Source organism: Bradyrhizobium sp. BR 10261 (assembly GCF_019455395.1).
Lineage (GTDB): Bacteria > Pseudomonadota > Alphaproteobacteria > Rhizobiales > Xanthobacteraceae > Bradyrhizobium > Bradyrhizobium manausense.
Window position 1 is genome coordinate 1 of record NZ_JACOFQ010000033.1, and the last position, 16,345, is coordinate 16,345.

Below are 16,345 nucleotides of genomic sequence, written 5' to 3' on the forward strand. Positions count from 1 at the left end.
ATCCGCGGCTCGTGACGACGTACGACCGCCCCTTTTCGCCGGATCAGGATGGGCGGCAACATACGACAAATCCGAATTTCGGTAAAGTGGAATATTTTAAAGTGAGGTGGTTGACCGAGCTGTGGGATGTTTTGCCTGGCGGGCAACCCAAGGGCTTGTTGCCCGGATGGAGCGAGCGTAATCCGGGACAGCTCGTAGGGTAGGTTAGCCTTGCGATTGCGCGAAGCGCAATTCGCTGGGCGTAACCCACCCCCTTCGTTTCCGCGTCGACGGGAGTGGTGGGTTACGCCAGCGGATTGCGCTTCGCGCAACCCGCTAGCTAACCCACCCTACGCTGCTGTTCCCACCGCCGCCTCCGGAATCCGTGCGGCTTCCATCGGGGCCCTGCCGCGGATCAAATCGGAGGCGCGGTCGGCGATCATCATCGTCGATGCGTTGAGGTTGGCCGAGATCATGCGGGGCATGACCGAGGCGTCGATGACGCGGAGGCCTTCGAGGCCGTGGACGCGGAGCTGGTCGTCGACGACGGCCCAGGTCGAGTCCGCCGGGCCCATGCGGCAGGTGCAGCCGGGGTGGAAGGTGGTGGTGCCGCGCTCGGTGGCGGCGTGCAGGAATTCGTCGTCGGTGACGACGTTGGGGCCGGGGAAATCCTCATAGGCGTAATAGGGCGACAGCGGAGCACTCTTCAGCAAGCGCCGCGCGAGCTTCATGCCGCCGACGATGACGCGGCGGTCGAGCTCAGCATCGAGATAGTTGGTCTGGATGATCGGCGGCGCGAACGGATCGTTGGAGCGGATGCGGACATAGCCGCGGCTCTCCGGGCGCTGTTGCCAGGACGCCACCGTCATGCCGGGCTCGTCCTCGAGCTGGCCCTGCACGCCTTCCTTGTAGCTTGCCGGCGTGAAGGTGAGCTGGAGGTCGGACGACTCCGCGCTCTCGCCGGAGTGCCAGAAGCAATAGACCATGGTCGGGGACAGCGAGAGCAGGCCGCGACGTGCGGTGGCCCATTTCATCGCCTCGACCCAGAGCCGCCAGCCGCGGCGGAGCTCGTTGATGGTCTTGATGTCCTTGACCCGCGCCACCGTGCGCGGGGCGTAGTGGTCCTGCAGGCCCTCGCCGACCGGCAGGGCGTGGCGCACGGCGATGCCGTGCTGCTGCAACAGATCGGGCGAGCCGATGCCGGAGAGCTGCAACAGCTGCGGCGAATTATAGGTGCCGCCGGAGAGGATCACCTCCTTGTTGGCGCGCACCTCCACCGGCGTGCCGCCGCGGCCGCCCTTGCTGTAGCGTACGCCGACGGCGCGCTTGCCCTCGAAGATGATCTCGGTCGCATGGGCATGCGTGTGCACATGCACGTTCGGCCGCTTCATCGCCGGCTTCAGGAAAGCGGTCGCGCCCGAGACACGCAGGCCGTTGTTGATGGTGCGCTGGCAGTAGGAGACGCCTTCCTGGGTCTTGCCGTTGTAGTCGGGGTTACGCGGAATGCCGAGCGAGACCGCGCCTTCCATGAAGGCCTCGCAGAGCGGATCGCGCCAGTCCATCGTGGTGACGATGAGGTTGCCGTCGCGGCCGCGATAGATGTCCTCGCCTTCGCCGACCCGCTTCTCCAGCCGGCGGAAATAGGGCAGCACGTCGGCATAGCCCCAGCCGCGATTGCCCATCTGCGCCCAGGTGTCGAAATCCATGCGCTGGCCGCGGTTGTAGATGTGGCCGTTGATCGAGGACGAGCCGCCGAGCGTCTTGCCGCGCGGCGCGTAGATGCTGCGCCCATTGGTGTAGGGCCCGGGCTCCTGCTGATAGGCCCAGTTGATGCTCTTCATGTGGAAGGTCTTGATGAAACCCGCCGGCAGATGGATGTAGGGGTGCCAGTCGTTCGGCCCCGCTTCGAGCACGCAGACGCTGGTGTTGGGATCTTCGCTGAGCCTGGAGGTGAGGACGCAACCGGCCGAACCCGCGCCGACAATCACATAGTCAAATCTATCCATGGTGCCTCGGCCGCCCCTAGCGCGGCTTGTCGTTGAGTTGATATTCCAGATGCGCCTTCACCGTCGGCCATTCGGCGGCGGTGATGCTGTACACGACGGTGTCGCGCAGCGTGCCGTTGGGCGCGACCTGGTGGCTGCGCAAAATGCCGTCCTGCTTGGCGCCGAGACGCTCGATGGCGCGGCGGCTCTGGTGGTTGAAGAAATGGGTGCGGAATTCCACCGCGATGCAGTTCAGCGCCTCGAAGGCGTGGGTGAGCAGCAGGAGCTTGCATTGCGTGTTGAGCGGGCCGCGCTGCACGCTCTTGCCATACCAGGTCGAGCCGATCTCGACGCGGCGGTTGTTGGCGTCGATGTTCATGTAGGTCGTCATGCCGACGATATTGCCGCCGGCGTCGAACACCGTGAATGGCAGCATCGAGCCAGCGGCCTGAAGGCCGAGGCGGCGGTCGATCTCCTTGCCCATGTTCTCGGGCAGCGGGATCGCGGTGTACCAGAGCTTTGACAGCTCGCCGTCCTTCACGGCCTCGGTCAGCCCCGCAAGGTGCTCTTTCGACAGCGGCTCGAGACGGGCGTGCTGTCCACGCAGGGTGATGGGATCGGGCCAGGGCATTGAGGTCTCTCTCCGTTGTCATTGCGAGCGAAGCGAAGCAATCCAGACTATCTCCGCGGAGGCATTCCTGGATTGCTGCGCAACGCTCGCAATGACGGTAACTAGCACCGTTTATTTGTTTAGGAAATTGAGAGGCAAACCGCTGCGCGGCCAGTCCATGGCGATCAGCTCGCCCTTGCCTGACAGCGTGATGTAGGCGGTCTTCAGCTCGGGGCCGCCGAAGGCGATGTTGGTGGTGACGCGGTCGCCGGTCGGGACCTGCTCGACCAGGACGCCGTCGGGCGCGACCACCGAGATGCAGCCGGAGACGAGCGTGGCGACGCAGACATTGCCGTTCGCTTCCACCGCGAGCGAGTCGAACATCTGGTAGCCGCCGAGGCCGCAGATCGGCTTGCCCCGTTCGCCGCGATAGATCGCCTCGCGCGGCTTGAGTACGCCTGGCGCGGAGAGCTCGTAGGCCCAGAGCCGGGCCGTCGGCGTCTCCGCGATGTAGACGGTGTTCTCGTCCGGCGACAGGCCAATGCCGTTGGCCGGCAGCACGCCGTGCACGATTTCGACGATCTCGGTCAAGCCGGGCTTGAGATAGTACATGCCGCCGACATCCATCTCGCGGGGACGGCGCTTGCCGAGATCGGAGAACCAGAGGCCGCCATGCTTGTCGAAGACGAGATCGTTCGGCCCGCGCAGATCGTGCGCGCCGCATTTGGTCACGACGGTCTCGACCTTGCCTGTTTGCAGATCGACGCGCTGGATCGACCCGCCGAGATAATCCTCCGGCTGCGGGCCCGGCATGATCATCTTGCCGGTCGGAATCCAGGAGAAGCCGCCATTGTTGCAGATGTAGATTTTTCCGTCGGGGCCGAGTGCGGCGCCGTTCGGGCCGCCCGGCACCTTCGCGACGATCTCCTTGCGGCCATCGGGATAGACCCGGGTCAGGCGCTGTCCCCGGATTTCCACCAGCACGACCGAACCGTCAGGCATCACCACGGGGCCTTCCGGAAATTCGAGGTCGGTGGCGAGAACGCGGATGTCAGACATGGCAGTGGACATTGGCGGGACCCTCCGGGCTGCTTGTTATGGCTTGCTCGGGATGTCCGGCACGGGCCCCGCTGGCAAGTTTTGCCAGCGGTTATGACAAAGTCGATCTCCCTTGCCAAGCAAACGGGCGCAATGCTGCGTTGCAGCCTTATCCTTTGATGGGCACCCAGATCTCGAAGCCGCCATTGCCGCTGACCGGATCGAACTTCTCGTCGTAGCGCTCGAAATTGGGGGCGTCCGCGGCCTTGTAGCTGGAAGCCGGCAGCCATTGATTCCAGATCGCGTTGACGGTGCGGCGGATCGAGGCGACGTGGTCGCTGTGGGTGAACACCGCGTAGCGCTGCTCGGGGATACGGATGCGACTGAGCCCGCGTGGCAGATCGGAGAAGTCGGCGACCTCGACACCGGCGATGTAATCGAAATTGCCGGAATCATCGCCGTTGCAGCAGACGCCGTAAGCCAATTTGCCGATGCGCCCGGGAATGTCGGCGACCTGCTGGTGGAAGCGGGCCCACATCCCGGGGATGATGGCGCCATTGTCGCAGGTGATGCGCTCGGCGAGGCCGGCGACGAGGAAGGCCTTTGCGGTTTCGAAACGGGGGGCTTTGAGAGTGTCCGAGATCGTGGAGTCCATGAGGATCGGCTCCTGAAGCTTGAGCTGGCTTGTGCACGTCGCCGCTTTTACCGTTTCGGGCGTGGTGCCGAACTGGTCGCGGAACGCGCGGGTGAACGCTTCGTGCGAGCCGTAATCCGCCTCCAGCGCGACGCTGAGAATGTCCGGCGCACCGTTGGCGAGACGACGCGCCGCCTCACTCAGCCGCCGCGCCCGCACGTAGCGCATCACCGGGAAGCCGGTGGCTGCGGCAAACGCACGCACCATGTGGAACCGCGAGACGCCTCCGATCGCAGCGATCTCATCGAGCGTCATCGGCTCGGCCAGATGGCTTTCGATGTACCAGAGCGCGCGCTGGGCTGGGTTCATGGCTCAAGGCTCTCGTTCGAAGCGGGGTGATGATGCGCCCTCACCGCGCGCATCGCTTGATCGGGATTGCTGTCGTGCCGCTAGCGGGGAACCGGTAGGGTGAGCAAAGGCACATTAGCGCCATGCCCACGATCCGTTGCTTCATTGCCCGCGGCCGTGGGCACGCTTCGCTTTGCCCACCCTATGGCACCTCCATCACCAACAGATGGTGGGCACGGCGCAAGAGCGCCTTTGCCCATCCTACGGCACCTACTTCGCATCCTTCGGCGGCGGCGCATCCTGTTTCTTCTTCAGATCCTCCGCCTGCTTCGCCTGCGCGGCCTGGAGATCGCCGATGGTTTTCTGCAAACCGGCCAGCGTCACCTTCAGCGTATCGATCTGCCTCATGGCGGCATCCAGTTTCTGCTGGTGATCGAGATTGAGCTTGGTGATGGTCTTCTGGAGGAAATCGACATTGCTCTGCAGGCAGCTGGTACGCCGCTCCATGGTCTTCTCGACCGTGCAGATCTCGATGCCGGGAACGTCCTGCGCCGCGACCTCTGTATGCGCGACGATCGGTAACATGGTTAAACAAACAGCGGCGATCCGGCGCGGCATTCAGGTTCCTCATCATCGATCACGGCAATGTGCGCCGATTGCGCTGAGCCGCGTGAGGCTACCACACTCGCACCGCATTCTCGCGTTGAGCTTGGCACGTTCCCTCGGATGATCCTTTGGATGGGGAGCAGGAAACCGCGCGCGGAAGAGGTGGGCGCTCTTTCCGCGGCTTTGATTAGGGGAGATTTTTGGAATGGCAACGCGTGATAGACGTCTGGCGGAATTCGATGGCGCCGGCGAACCGCCACCCGGTCTGCCGGTCGAAGTGCTGTGTGAGGACCACAGTGGAACGTATCAACTGCCGTTCGCCTGCCGCTATGTCGAGGGCCGCTGGCAGAACCACGTGGCCGGCGTCCCCGTGGAAGCCACCGTCATCGGCTGGCGCGTGCCGCGCGTGAAGCATTCCGGCGCGGCTTGACGGCGCGCCTGTCTCAAAATGCAACGGGCGCCGCGCTCCACCTTAACGAACGGAACGCGGCCCGAACGAATCACGTCCGAATCAGCCTGATGGTTCCGTACGCGGCTGTTCACGGCTAGATGTCGACAAAGTACTGATGGCACGCACAATATCTGCCCAGCGCGCGAGCTGGCCGCCGCCAAGGACCGTCCGCAAAAGTTAATATTCGCAAGGACATAGAGGCAGGCGCGGACGCTGGCCGCGTCCGCTCCGGAAACAGGCAAGGCGCCGCGCGGCCTGCCTAATATTCGACCTCGAGCTCCTCGATCTCGGCCGGCTCATCCTTGGCCGCCGCGATCCATTCCTGCATCTCGGGCATGCCCATGATGGTGTCGGCATAGGTCTTCAGAAGCGGCTCGAGCTTGACGTCGTAGGTGATGAAGCGCGTCACCACGGGCGCGTACATCGCATCCGCCATGGTGCGCTTCTCGCCGAACAGGAACGGGCCGCCTGATTTCGCCAGGCAGTCGCGCCAGATGGACCAGACGCGGTCGATGTCGGCCTGCGCGCGCGACCAGATCTTGAAGCCGGGGAAGTGCCCCTTCAGGTTCACCGGCAACGAGGCGCGCAGCGTGGTGAAACCGGAATGGATTTCGCCGCAGATGGAGCGGCAATGCGCACGCTGAACGCGATCATCGGGCAGTAGCCCGGCTGACGGCATCACCTCGTTGAGATATTCGGCGATCGCGAGCGTATCCCAGACCGTCGCGCCCTCGTGCCGCAGGCAGGGCACCAGGATCGAGGACGACAGCAACAGGATTTCGGCACGCGCCGATGCGTCATCAGGCGCGGTGATGATCTCCTCGAAATCGAGCCCGGAAAATTTCGTCAGCAGCCAGCCACGCAGCGACCAGGATGAATAGTTCTTGCTGCTGATGGTCAGTGTCGCCTTCGCCATAGGGCCCTTCCCTCACGTTTCCAACCCAACGCGCAGCAAGCGACGTGCCAATTCCAGGAGGGCGGCGACGTCTCGTCTGGCTTCGATATTGCATGGAAGCAGCGGATGAGTGGGCGCTTCAGTATGATGTCGATGTATTATCAGGCTTTTCAGAACCAGATGGATTTGACGGCGCCGTTGCGGGCGGGAGCCTCGTCGGCGCTGAAATTCCTCAATCTGGTACCGCAGGGGATGTCGGACCAGGCCGTCGGCCGGCTCTCGGCGGCGCTGGAGCTGATCTCGCGCTCGACCCTCACCTATGACCGCCCAGCCTATGGCATCAACAGTGTCAGGGTGGGCAATCGCGAGGTCGGCGTGACCGAGGAGATCGCTTACGCCACGCCATTCGGCTCGCTGCTGCATTTCAAAAAAGACGGCGCGAGCGAGCAGCCGCGTATGCTGCTGGTGGCGCCGATGTCCGGCCATTTCGCCACGCTGCTGCGCGGCACCGTGAAGACACTGCTGCAGGACCACGATGTCTACATCACCGACTGGCACAATCCGCGCGACATTCCGCGCAGCGAGGGCCGCTTCGGGCTCGACGATTACACCGAGCACCTGATCGACTTCCTGGGACAGCTCGGCCCGCGCCCACATATGGTGGCGATCTGCCAGCCGTCAGTCTCGGCGCTCGCGGCCGCCGCCATCATGTGCGAGGGCAACCATCCCTCGCGCCCCGCAACGCTGACGCTGATGGCGGGCCCGATCGACACGCGGATCCAGCCGACCAAGGTCAACGAGTTCGCCAAGAGCAAGCCGATCGAATGGTTCGAGCGGAACCTGATCAACTTCGTGCCGGTGCAATGCCGCGGCGCATTCCGGAAAGTCTATCCCGGCTTCGTGCAGCTCGCCGCCTTCGTGTCGATGAATCTCGAGCGGCACATCAAGCAGCACATGGATCTCGCCAACCACATCGCCAAGGGCGAGAAGGAGAAGGCGGCGACCATCAAGACCTTCTACGACGAATATTTCGCGGTGATGGATCTGCCGGCCGAGTTCTACATCGAGACCGTGCGCGACGTGTTTCAGGAGCATCTCCTGCCGCTGGGCAAGCTGATGCATCGCGGCCGCCCCGTCGACACCAGGGCCGTCAGCCGCATGGGGCTGATGACGGTGGAAGGCGAGAAGGACGACATCTGCTCGATCGGCCAGACGCTCGCCGCTCAGGACCTCTGCACCGGCGTGCGCGCCTATCGCCGCGTCCACCACATGCAGGCCGGCGTCGGCCATTACGGCGTGTTCTCCGGCAAGCGCTGGAACAACGAGATCTATCCGCTGCTGCGGGACTTCGTGCACGTGAATTCGTGAGGCGGATGCGGCGGCGCACGACAGCTGCTCTTCAAGCCCGTATCGAGCCGGGCCAAGCGATGACTTGTCCTGACATCACAAGGCGGTTGCGTCCGCTCTCCTTGGCGGCGTAGAGCGCCTTATCCGCAGCCGCTATCAACGAGGTGCAATCCGCCTTGTCGTCGAACGACATATGTGTGGCGCCACCAATACTGAGGGTGACCTGCTTGGATGGCGCGTTGAGCGCATGCAGGATGCCGAGGTCCTGAATCGCCTGCCGGATTCGCTCGCCGACCTGCTCGCATCCTCCCATGTCGGTATTTGGTAGCAGCAAGGCGAATTCCTCTCCACCATACCGAGCGGCTAAGTCTGCCGGCCGCCTGGCCTGCTCCGCCAGGACCCCGGCGATCGAGCGAAGACAAGCATCGCCCGCCTGATGCCCATACTGATCATTGAAACTCTTGAAATGATCGGCGTCGATCAGCAACAGTGACAGAGGCCTTCCTTCGCGCCTGGCCCGGTCCCATTCCGCCTCTAGCCGCTCGTCGAAGTGTCTGCGGTTGGCCAAGGCCGTCAGGCCATCCGAGCTGGCGAGAGCCGCCAGCCTATCTTCCAGGTCTTTACGTTCGGTCATGTCGCGCGAGATCGCCACCACGCCGTTAATGTCCCCACTCTGCGCATCCCTGGCGATGCGCAGCGCGGTTTCGATCCAGACCTCGCCTTTCTCGCGATGCCGAGTACGATAAGTGATTCTAGCCTCCTCGGCTTCGCCGTTCATCAACGCGGAGATCGTCTCCCCAACCCGCGCCAGATCCGCCGGATTTATGCCGGCGAGGGCCGACGTATCCACCAATTCGTTCGGAGCCCAGCCGAGAACTCGCGCGCTGGAGGGTGACGCGTAGAGGATCCGCCCATCAACCGCTATGCGCATGACCATGTCTCCCGACTGCTCCGCGAGAAGACGAAAATCCGCCTCCTTGGCCATCAGAGCAGCGGCCATCTTTTGCCGCAGGTGCAACTGGCGCACCAGCAAAAGCCCCGCAACAGCGAGCCCCCCTATCAGTCCCAGCACCGCAGCCATGCGCGTCAGCGCCGCTCTGCGCCAGGGGGCCAAGACGTCGTCTTCCGATTCCGTCGCAACCACGAGAACAGGGTAGCGACTGCTGAGTTGATAAAAGCTTAGACGCCGAACGCCGTCGAGAGGCGACGTGAAGTAGTAGACGTCCGCAGCCGGCCGCTCGTGGATAATCTTGAGGAGCGGAGCACTCGACAGATCGCGGCCCGTATATCCGTTGTCCGGGCTACGCGCGAGGACAATGCCGTTTGCGGTCGCCAGTGCAATTGAACCGTTCTGGCCAACGTCGAATCCGCGATAGAATTGTAAAAAATAGTCGACATCGATCGTGGTGAGAGACACTCCGGCAAAACTGCCGTCAGGATGATTGAAGCGTCTTGACGCCGTGATGATCCATTGCCCGCCCGACCTGCTCCTCACTGGAGGCCCGATGAAAGTTCCCCGCTCAGCCACGGCGCGATGATGCTGGAAATACTCGCGGTCGCTGTCGTTGAGTCCGGCGAAATCCACGGGCTCGCTGGTGGCGAGCCTGCGCCCGGCCTCGTCATAGATGAACACAGCGCGGATCCGGTTCGCGGCTTTGCGCCGGGAAAGAAAAGTCTGAATCCTGGCGATCGCCGCCGGGCTGGTTCCCTCGAGTTCGAGTTGGCCGACCAACACATTGAGAACGGTGTCCGCGAGTTCGAACGTATCGTCCGCGTGTTGCGACACCGACCGGGCAAGATTGGCCATGTCTGTTTCGGAGCCCTTCAGCAGCGTCTGTCGCGAGGACCACTCCCGCCAGCCGCTGAGCGCGACAATCGCCAGGCAAGCGACCGCCACGAATGCGGAGGCCCAGAGCGTCGGACGCCCTTTGCGAAGATCGCTGCGGTGATCGATCAAGAGATGCTCCCTGCACCCTTAACCCGTAAACGCCTTGGGCCAAGGGATGGTTGCTCGTTCCGGTTGAGATTTTTGACAGAGCACCGGAAGGAGACTGACGCCATCGACGAGCGGCTTGACCGTCGATCGATGGCCCGTGGGCTGGTCCGACGAGAAGGACAACACAGCAATCAGCTCGGCGCGACGGCCTCGATCACTGTGCCGGCCACTCGGCCAAAGCCAGGTTCAGTGAAGCTCGTCGGATGCAGGCTTCGAACTCCGGCAAGATGTGCAAAATCGTCTGTCCGCGGTTGAGGCCGAATGACCATGCTCTCTGCCGGCAGACGCTCGGTCGGCGCGGGCTTCGCGCCGCCTGCAACAATATGGGGCAACGGCGCGACCATTGACCAGATGTTCTTAAGCATCGCCCTGTTCACCGAGCACGCGACGACATCGTTCCGCTTCAGACGGGCGACGGTAAAGAGCTTGCGGATCAACAGGTCTCGTTCAAGCGACTGCGGCAATTTGAACTGCACCCCGATGAGCCGGCTTCTTTGTTGCGCAATCACCGCATCGACCCAACCCACTTGCATGATATGCACGCGCAGCGGCTCTCCGGCGCGAGGACAGTCAATGTCGGAGCCAAGCGTAACGCCGGCGCCGGAGAGGGAGATGTTGCTCACGCGCCCGGAGAGCTGCTCGCCGGTCCCGGTCTGGATCAAGACCGTTTCGTCGATGTCGAAACGCTCCTCGGTGCGTCCCATCCGCGCCTGCAGCGAGGTCATGCAGACGAAGAAAAGCACGATGATGTTCACGACCGACCAGAAGGCGACCATCGGTAGAGCCGCCGGATGATCGATGACCCGCCATTCCGGGATCGTGTTCAGAACCACACCGACAACCGTCAACGCCATCAGGATCGCCGACGGCCAGAATATCTCCGCAGCGTAACTTGCGCGCCGCGCCGCAGCGCCCTTGGGCGTCACCCTGAACGCATGTCCCGTCGGCTTGACGAGAGTCCCCAGCACCGTCGGCAGGAGCTTGAAGCTCTGGATCGTCGCCGACACCTGAGCGGCGAGCGGAAAATGCACATGCGGCGCAAACCAGGAGATGCCGCCGTTGAGCGCCAGGATCGCGGGAAACAAGTAGTAGAACACCGATTCCGGGGTGACCTCGACGACAGGCGCCAGGCCGGTCCACATGAACACGATCGGAACCACCACAACCGCGAGCGCCCGCAAGCCCAATGAGAGCCAATGCATCGGAAAGAAGAGTAGCCGATGCATCAAGCCCAGTCCCGGGCCGAGCGGGCCGGCGGCGAGGTACAGCGTCTGGATCGCGCCACGCGCCCAGCGTTGCCGCTGCACGAAAAAGGCATCAAGGCTTTCCGGCGCCAATCCAATCGCCAGCGGTTCGGAGAGATAGCGGGTGACGTATCCCTTGCGCAGCAGGACGAGCGTCAACAGGATGTCTTCCGTAATGGACTGGGTCGGCAAGGCATCGCCCACCGCGCGGAGTGCTGCGCGACGCGTGACGGAGTTGGAACCACAACAGAAGGCACCATCCCAGCCATCACGCGCGGGCATGATGGAATCGAAGAAGAACCGTTGTTCGTCCGGCAGTCCCCTGTGCAGGCCGAGATTCGCCTGCATCGGGTCCTCATTGTAGAAGGCGTGCGGGATCTGAACGATTCCGACCTTTGAATCAGCGAAGAAGCCCATCGTGCGCATCAGGAAATTGCGCTGCGGCACGAAGTCCGCATCGAAGATCGCGAAGAACTCGCCGCTCGTCTTGGTCAGGGCATGATTGATATTGCCGGCCTTGGCATTCAAGTTGTCGGCGCGCGTGAGATAGCCGGCGCCCTTTTGCGTGCAGAGTGCCTTGAGCCAAGGCCTGCGACCATCATCCAAGACCCAGACCTGGATGTTTGGATAGTCCAGACACAGCGCGCCGGTGATCGTCTTTTCCAGCACCTCGAATGGCTCGTCATAGGTCGGAATAAGGACGTCCACCGAGGGCAGCTCGTCATCCGGCAGGCTGCGAAGCCGACGCTCGTACTGATCTGCTTCGCTTCGACGATCGGTCCTGCGAAGGAACGTCAGATAGAGAATGAACTGATCTGTGAAGGTCAGAAGCTCGACGACCAGGCAGAACCAGATCCAGCCGACCTGATACCAGGTCCCGCCTGCCGGCAGCACGGTGGTGAAAATACGCCATTCGAGATAGCGGGCGACCACAAGCCAAACCACGACGAAGACCGCGACACGCGCCCAAGGGCGCGCGACCGGGAAGGTCGGCGCCAACAGGTACATCACAGCAAAGATGGCCAGCATCGGCGCGAACAGCTGAGAGAAAGGCAGAGTCATGGCCTGCATGGAACAGCTCGCTCACAGGGACGATTGGTCGAGTTCCAGGCGAGCGGTCAGCCATTTCAACTTCGAGCTGACCAATCGTAGCAGGCCGTCGGCTCTGCGCTCGAAGCGCACCTCAGCCAACCGTCCGATATCGCAGGAGCCGTTGCGGTCGGCCGACGTCTCATTGGGCGGAAGCGATATCTCGATGGTAATGTTGCCGGGATCAGGCCGCGGCACCCGAGCCGCAAGCAGCCGATCATCGCCGTACGCTGCCGATCCGCGGACCTGCCGGATCTGGCCGGTCTTCCATTCGCGGCTCCCAATCAGGCGGACGGTAGCCGCATCTCCGGCCTTGATCTTCTCGAAATCGCGCTCGGGTAGTTCAACAACGATAAACCGCCGTTCGCAATCTGCGAAGTCGAAGACCGACTGTCCTTCCGTGACCATCGAGCCCGGGCTGGCCGCGACCGACCAGACCACATGGGCCGCGGGCAAGGACAGATCGTAGTGATCGAGACGATCAAGTCGAGTGCGTTCCTCTGCGATTTCCGCCGCCAGCTGCGCGGCACGTGAGCTGTTCTGCAACAGGTCCGTCTCGAGCTCCTGTCGGCGGAGGACAAGCCGCTCGCGCTGCTGCTGAGAATAGGGCACGTCATTGGCATCGCCACGAAGATAGATGCCCTTCTCGGCCGCCCCCAGTTCCGTCCTGAGGCGCTGCAGGCGTTGATCGGCCATCTGGCACCGCGCTGCAGTTGCCTCCTGCGAGGCCTGGGCCTCACCGGAGCGGATCTGCGAACTGATGCCGAGCTTCACGAGCCTCTCCATCCGGCCCGCGACATCGTTCCGCTGTCGCGCTTCGGCGAGACAGCCGCCTTTTTCAACTTCCGTTTCACCGATCTCGTGGCTCAGGCGCGCCACCATCCCAGAACGATAGTCGTCGCTGCGCTCGCGGAGCTTACGATCGAGCTCGGCGATTTCCTCGAGTTGCCGACGTGCGAGCTCGGCGCGTTTGGTGGACACGGCAAGCTGCTGGTCAAGGTCCATGAAGTGCCGGCGATCCGGCGAACGCGCCTCGACCAGCGGCACCATCCGGGTGCGCTCGAAATATTCACCCTTGCGTGGAAGATCTGACGAGAGCTGACCCGCCATCGGCGCAGTCACCCGCATGAGCTCGGCATTGACATAGGCGGAGGGAGCGATTCGGTAGGTCACATAAGGCAACAGGGCCCATCCGCTGAGAGCGATAATCCCAAGCGCCAGGGATCGGCGAACGATCCGGCTGCGAATGAAACGTTCGACATGCAAGCGAACCACGACTGGATCTCCAATGGGCTTTGGTCGCTCCGACTGCCCCTGCGAAGACGACAATCGCCGCATGGCCTGGGCGTTGGCATGAAGTCAGCGCCTTGAGGCAAGGAGCAATCCGACAACATTGCCGCTGGCCGAAATCAGAACGCGCCGCCGCAGCAGATTCGCCCTCGCAACCACGAGAAGCATATCTAGGTTTCACCACAACAGGTTAATACGTGTCAAAACCGGAGAACTACGGCTCCCGAATCGAAGAACAAGATGCCGATCTATTCCGGCTCGAAGTCGGCGCGGCGCTTGTACCGACCGAATGGCGGCGGTGCGAGGGCAATCATCCCTCGCGCCTGGCGACGCACGACCAAGGTCAACGACTTCGCCAAGAGCAAGCCGATCGAATGGTTCGAGCGTGCTGCTTGATATGGCACTCGAGATTCATCGAGACCCGCGCCGATGCTCCTTTCAGCACCGCACCCTCAGTAACCGCGACGACGATCGACCAAGCCCGGCAGTGCTTCGCCGCGACGGTGACGCGCGATGGTGTCGAGCACGTAGTCGACGGCCGTTTCCGGCTTCGTCGTGCTGGCGATGTGTGGCGTCAGCAGAATGCGCGGATGGCTCCAGAATGGATGGCCCGCAGGCAGCGGCTCCTGCTCGGCGACATCGAGCACGGCGGCCGACAACACCCCGCTGTCGAGCGCCGCGAAGAGATCGGCCTCGACCAGATGGCCGCCCCGGCCGACATTGAGCAGCCGCGCACCACGCGGCAGACGCGCGAACAGATTTGCGTCGAGGATGCCGCGCGTCTCCGATGTCAGCGGCAGCAGGCAGACCAGAATGTCGGTCTGCCCGAGGAAATCCGCCAAGGCGTTCGCGCCCGCATAACACGTGACGCCGTCGATGCTGCGCGGTGAACGGTTCCAGCCGAGCAGTGAGAAGCCGAACGATTTGAGCCGATCGAGCACGGCCTGACCGAGCAGACCGAGCCCCATCACACCGACTCGCCGCTCGCCCGCGTAGATCGCGGGGAGCTCGCGCCAGACCTGCTCGCGCTGCTGGCCGATAAACTGCACGAGGTCCCGGTGCAATGCGAGCACCGACATGCAGGCATATTCGACCATGCGATCGGTGATGCCAGGCTCCATCATGCGAACCAGCGGCACATGCGGCGGCAATTTTGTGAGGTCGAACTGGTCGACGCCGGCGCCAACCGAGAACACCAGCTCGAGATTCGGAAAGCTCCGTGCGATATCGTCCGGCGGCACCCATGCCACGAGATAGCGCACATCGGCCGGATCGCCGATGTCGGGCCAGAGCCGGAACGGCACGTCGGGCGCGCGCTCCGCGAACAAGCGCGCCCACTCCGCGCCGCGCACCAGATTAGCCTTGTAGAGAACCGTCATGCCGCGCCTTTAGAACGGGCTGACCGGCGCGAGCCGCCGGCCGTCGATCATGCGCTTGTGGCTATAGGCGCCGGGATCGACCAGCGGCGTCGCACCCGTGACGAGGTCTGCGGCGAGCTTGCCGGCGGCGGGGCCGATGCCGAAGCCGTGGCCGGAGAAGCCGGTGGCGAGGAAGAAGCCCGGCAGCGCATCAACCGGCGAGATCACCGGGATCGTATCCGGCGTGCAGTCGATGGTGCCGCCCCAAGCCTCCGCGATCTCGATGTCTTTCAGCTCGGGGTTCGCCTTGATCAGCGAGGCCAATGCCGCATTAACCAGCGACATGTCAGGCGCGGGATCGCGCACGCGCTCGGTCTCGAACGGCGACGGCTTGTCAAAGCTCCAGCTGGTGCCGCGCATGATCTGGTCGAAGAACGACTTGCCGAATGACAGCTTCAGGCCACCCTTGCGATGCTGATAGGTCGGCCAGAAAGTGCGCGCGTAGCGGAATAAATCGGGCGACAGTTCGACCGTGCCGCGGTTGCGCAGCGCCAGCGTGAAGCCGCCGTCGAGGCGGCGGCGGATGCAGTAGAGATCGGTGCCGAGCGCGCCCGAGGTGATCTCCGGCGCCGGCGTGGTCCGGCACGCCGTGGCATTGACGAGACCGATCGGAAGCTCGATGCCATGGCGGCGGCAGAACAGCGACGACCATGCGCCGCCCGACAGCAGCGCGGCCTGGGTGCGAATGGTGCCCTTCTCGGTGACGACGGCGCTGACGCGCCCGCCTGTCGTCTCCAGCCCGCGCGCGGCGCAGCCTTGATGGATGGTGACGCCGTGCTTGCGCGCAGCCGTCGCAAGCGCCGGCACCGCCATCGACGGCTCGGCGCGTCCGTCGCTCGGCGTGTGCAGGCCGCCGACCCATGTGTCGGTATTTCCCGGCATGCGCTCGGCAACCTCGGCCGGAGTCAGCACGGTCGAGTGCACCTGCATCTCGCGCGCGACGGCGGCCCAGCGCTCCCAGCCGGCGAGCTCGTCCTTGTTCTTGGTCAGGAACAGCACGCCGGTGCGGCGGAAGCCGGCATCGACGCCGGCATCGGTCTGCATGTCTTCCCACAGCCGCAAAGCTTCGCGCGCGAGCGGAATCTCCTCGCGCGCACGGCCCTGCTGACGGCACCAGCCCCAATTGCGGCTCGATTGCTCGCCGCCGACATGGCCCTTCTCGACGAGGGCAACGGAGAGCCCCTTCTTCGCCAGATGATAGGCCGCAGAGACGCCGATGACGCCGCCGCCGATGACGACGACGTCAGTCTGCGTCGGCAGACGCTCGTCGCTGTTTATTCGGTTGAGCGGCGGGGACATGATGCACTCCTGGAGGTTAGTTTGAACGATCACACCTCAATACAGCTGTCAATCGCATTGCTTGTATGCACGCCCTTCGCGCCAGACCGATTCGCCCCGGGGGGTTGAACCCAAAG

General features: G+C 63.5%; 15 protein-coding genes. 4 read left to right on the forward strand and 11 right to left on the reverse strand.

The genetic code is table 11. From position 1 onward, the window contains the following. On the forward strand, positions 1-203 hold a 203-nt coding region (locus HYH07_RS29775), incomplete at its 5' end, for a hypothetical protein (protein ID WP_220005810.1). 126 nt (positions 204-329) lie between these two features. Here the strand turns inward: HYH07_RS29775 and HYH07_RS29780 are convergent. The 5 genes from HYH07_RS29780 to HYH07_RS29800 form a co-directional block, all read right to left on the reverse strand. Further along, on the reverse strand, positions 330-1,985 hold the full coding sequence (locus HYH07_RS29780) for a GMC family oxidoreductase (RefSeq protein ID WP_220005811.1): 1,656 nt from the start codon (positions 1,983-1,985) through the stop codon (positions 330-332). Positions 1,986-2,001: 16 nt separating this feature from the next. Then, positions 2,002-2,595: a GNAT family N-acetyltransferase gene (locus HYH07_RS29785; protein WP_220005812.1), complete on the reverse strand. Its 594-nt coding sequence runs from the start codon at positions 2,593-2,595 to the stop codon at positions 2,002-2,004. Positions 2,596-2,706: 111 nt separating this feature from the next. Further along, the gene (locus HYH07_RS29790; protein ID WP_220005875.1) at positions 2,707-3,633 is read right to left on the reverse strand and encodes an SMP-30/gluconolactonase/LRE family protein; all 927 of its coding nucleotides are present in this window, start codon (positions 3,631-3,633) and stop codon (positions 2,707-2,709) included. 148 nt (positions 3,634-3,781) lie between these two features. After that, the gene (locus HYH07_RS29795) at positions 3,782-4,615 is read right to left on the reverse strand and encodes an AraC family transcriptional regulator (RefSeq protein WP_220005813.1); all 834 of its coding nucleotides are present in this window, start codon (positions 4,613-4,615) and stop codon (positions 3,782-3,784) included. A gap of 249 nt (positions 4,616-4,864) precedes the next feature. Continuing rightward, positions 4,865-5,179 carry a hypothetical protein gene (locus tag HYH07_RS29800; RefSeq protein WP_228749840.1) on the reverse strand — a complete coding sequence of 105 codons (315 nt, stop codon included), beginning with the start codon at positions 5,177-5,179 and terminating at the stop codon, positions 4,865-4,867. Positions 5,180-5,405: 226 nt separating this feature from the next. Between HYH07_RS29800 and HYH07_RS29805 the strand changes: the two genes are divergently transcribed. After that, a complete protein-coding gene (locus HYH07_RS29805; RefSeq protein ID WP_220005815.1) occupies positions 5,406-5,630 on the forward strand; it encodes a hypothetical protein in 225 nt (74 codons plus the stop codon). 280 nt (positions 5,631-5,910) lie between these two features. On the opposite strand, the gene HYH07_RS29810 is transcribed toward HYH07_RS29805, so the two are convergent. Further along, positions 5,911-6,567, reverse strand: a complete 657-nt coding sequence (locus tag HYH07_RS29810; RefSeq protein WP_220005816.1) for a glutathione S-transferase family protein — start codon at positions 6,565-6,567, stop codon at positions 5,911-5,913. 123 nt (positions 6,568-6,690) lie between these two features. Here HYH07_RS29810 and HYH07_RS29815 point away from each other — a divergent pair, with 123 nt between their 5' ends. Further along, positions 6,691-7,914, forward strand: coding sequence for a polyhydroxyalkanoate depolymerase (locus HYH07_RS29815; protein ID WP_220005876.1), 1,224 nt, complete (start codon positions 6,691-6,693; stop codon positions 7,912-7,914). A gap of 31 nt (positions 7,915-7,945) precedes the next feature. Here HYH07_RS29815 and HYH07_RS29820 read toward each other — a convergent pair whose 3' ends face one another. The 3 genes from HYH07_RS29820 to HYH07_RS29830 form a co-directional block, all read right to left on the reverse strand. Continuing rightward, entirely contained in the window at positions 7,946-9,850 is a 1,905-nt protein-coding gene (locus HYH07_RS29820) for a diguanylate cyclase domain-containing protein (RefSeq protein WP_220005817.1), read from the reverse strand. A 170-nt stretch (positions 9,851-10,020) separates the two neighbouring features. Continuing rightward, positions 10,021-12,204 carry a glycosyltransferase gene (locus HYH07_RS29825; RefSeq protein ID WP_220005818.1) on the reverse strand — a complete coding sequence of 728 codons (2,184 nt, stop codon included), beginning with the start codon at positions 12,202-12,204 and terminating at the stop codon, positions 10,021-10,023. 12 nt (positions 12,205-12,216) lie between these two features. Further along, on the reverse strand, positions 12,217-13,497 hold the full coding sequence (locus HYH07_RS29830) for an HlyD family efflux transporter periplasmic adaptor subunit (protein ID WP_312016702.1): 1,281 nt from the start codon (positions 13,495-13,497) through the stop codon (positions 12,217-12,219). Between the two features lie 255 nt (positions 13,498-13,752). On the opposite strand from HYH07_RS29830, the gene HYH07_RS29835 reads away from it, so the two are divergent. Next, positions 13,753-13,908, forward strand: a complete 156-nt coding sequence (locus tag HYH07_RS29835; RefSeq protein ID WP_220005819.1) for a hypothetical protein — start codon at positions 13,753-13,755, stop codon at positions 13,906-13,908. Between the two features lie 56 nt (positions 13,909-13,964). Here the strand turns inward: HYH07_RS29835 and HYH07_RS29840 are convergent, their stop codons facing one another. Both HYH07_RS29840 and HYH07_RS29845 read right to left on the reverse strand, forming a co-directional pair. Beyond that, positions 13,965-14,891 (reverse strand): glyoxylate/hydroxypyruvate reductase A, encoded by a 927-nt coding sequence (locus tag HYH07_RS29840; RefSeq protein ID WP_220005820.1) that lies wholly within the window; start codon positions 14,889-14,891, stop codon positions 13,965-13,967. Between the two features lie 9 nt (positions 14,892-14,900). Further along, positions 14,901-16,229 carry an FAD-binding oxidoreductase gene (locus HYH07_RS29845; RefSeq protein WP_220005821.1) on the reverse strand — a complete coding sequence of 443 codons (1,329 nt, stop codon included), beginning with the start codon at positions 16,227-16,229 and terminating at the stop codon, positions 14,901-14,903. Positions 16,230-16,345 lie beyond the last annotated feature (116 nt).

What these genes read in the sequence shown, in the direction of transcription:
- HYH07_RS29780 (WP_220005811.1), bottom strand. Translation starts at nt 1,985, where the DNA reads ATGGATAGATTTGACTATGTGATTGTCGGCGCGGGTTCGGCCGGTTGC.
- HYH07_RS29785 (WP_220005812.1), bottom strand. Translation starts at nt 2,595, where the DNA reads ATGCCCTGGCCCGATCCCATCACCCTGCGTGGACAGCACGCCCGTCTC.
- HYH07_RS29790 (WP_220005875.1), bottom strand. Translation starts at nt 3,633, where the DNA reads ATGTCTGACATCCGCGTTCTCGCCACCGACCTCGAATTTCCGGAAGGC.
- HYH07_RS29795 (WP_220005813.1), bottom strand. Translation starts at nt 4,615, where the DNA reads ATGAACCCAGCCCAGCGCGCGCTCTGGTACATCGAAAGCCATCTGGCC.
- HYH07_RS29800 (WP_228749840.1), bottom strand. Translation starts at nt 5,179, where the DNA reads ATGTTACCGATCGTCGCGCATACAGAGGTCGCGGCGCAGGACGTTCCC.
- HYH07_RS29805 (WP_220005815.1), top strand. Translation starts at nt 5,406, where the DNA reads ATGGCAACGCGTGATAGACGTCTGGCGGAATTCGATGGCGCCGGCGAA.
- HYH07_RS29810 (WP_220005816.1), bottom strand. Translation starts at nt 6,567, where the DNA reads ATGGCGAAGGCGACACTGACCATCAGCAGCAAGAACTATTCATCCTGG.
- HYH07_RS29815 (WP_220005876.1), top strand. Translation starts at nt 6,691, where the DNA reads ATGATGTCGATGTATTATCAGGCTTTTCAGAACCAGATGGATTTGACG.
- HYH07_RS29825 (WP_220005818.1), bottom strand. Translation starts at nt 12,204, where the DNA reads ATGCAGGCCATGACTCTGCCTTTCTCTCAGCTGTTCGCGCCGATGCTG.
- HYH07_RS29835 (WP_220005819.1), top strand. Translation starts at nt 13,753, where the DNA reads ATGCCGATCTATTCCGGCTCGAAGTCGGCGCGGCGCTTGTACCGACCG.
- HYH07_RS29840 (WP_220005820.1), bottom strand. Translation starts at nt 14,891, where the DNA reads ATGACGGTTCTCTACAAGGCTAATCTGGTGCGCGGCGCGGAGTGGGCG.
- HYH07_RS29845 (WP_220005821.1), bottom strand. Translation starts at nt 16,229, where the DNA reads ATGTCCCCGCCGCTCAACCGAATAAACAGCGACGAGCGTCTGCCGACG.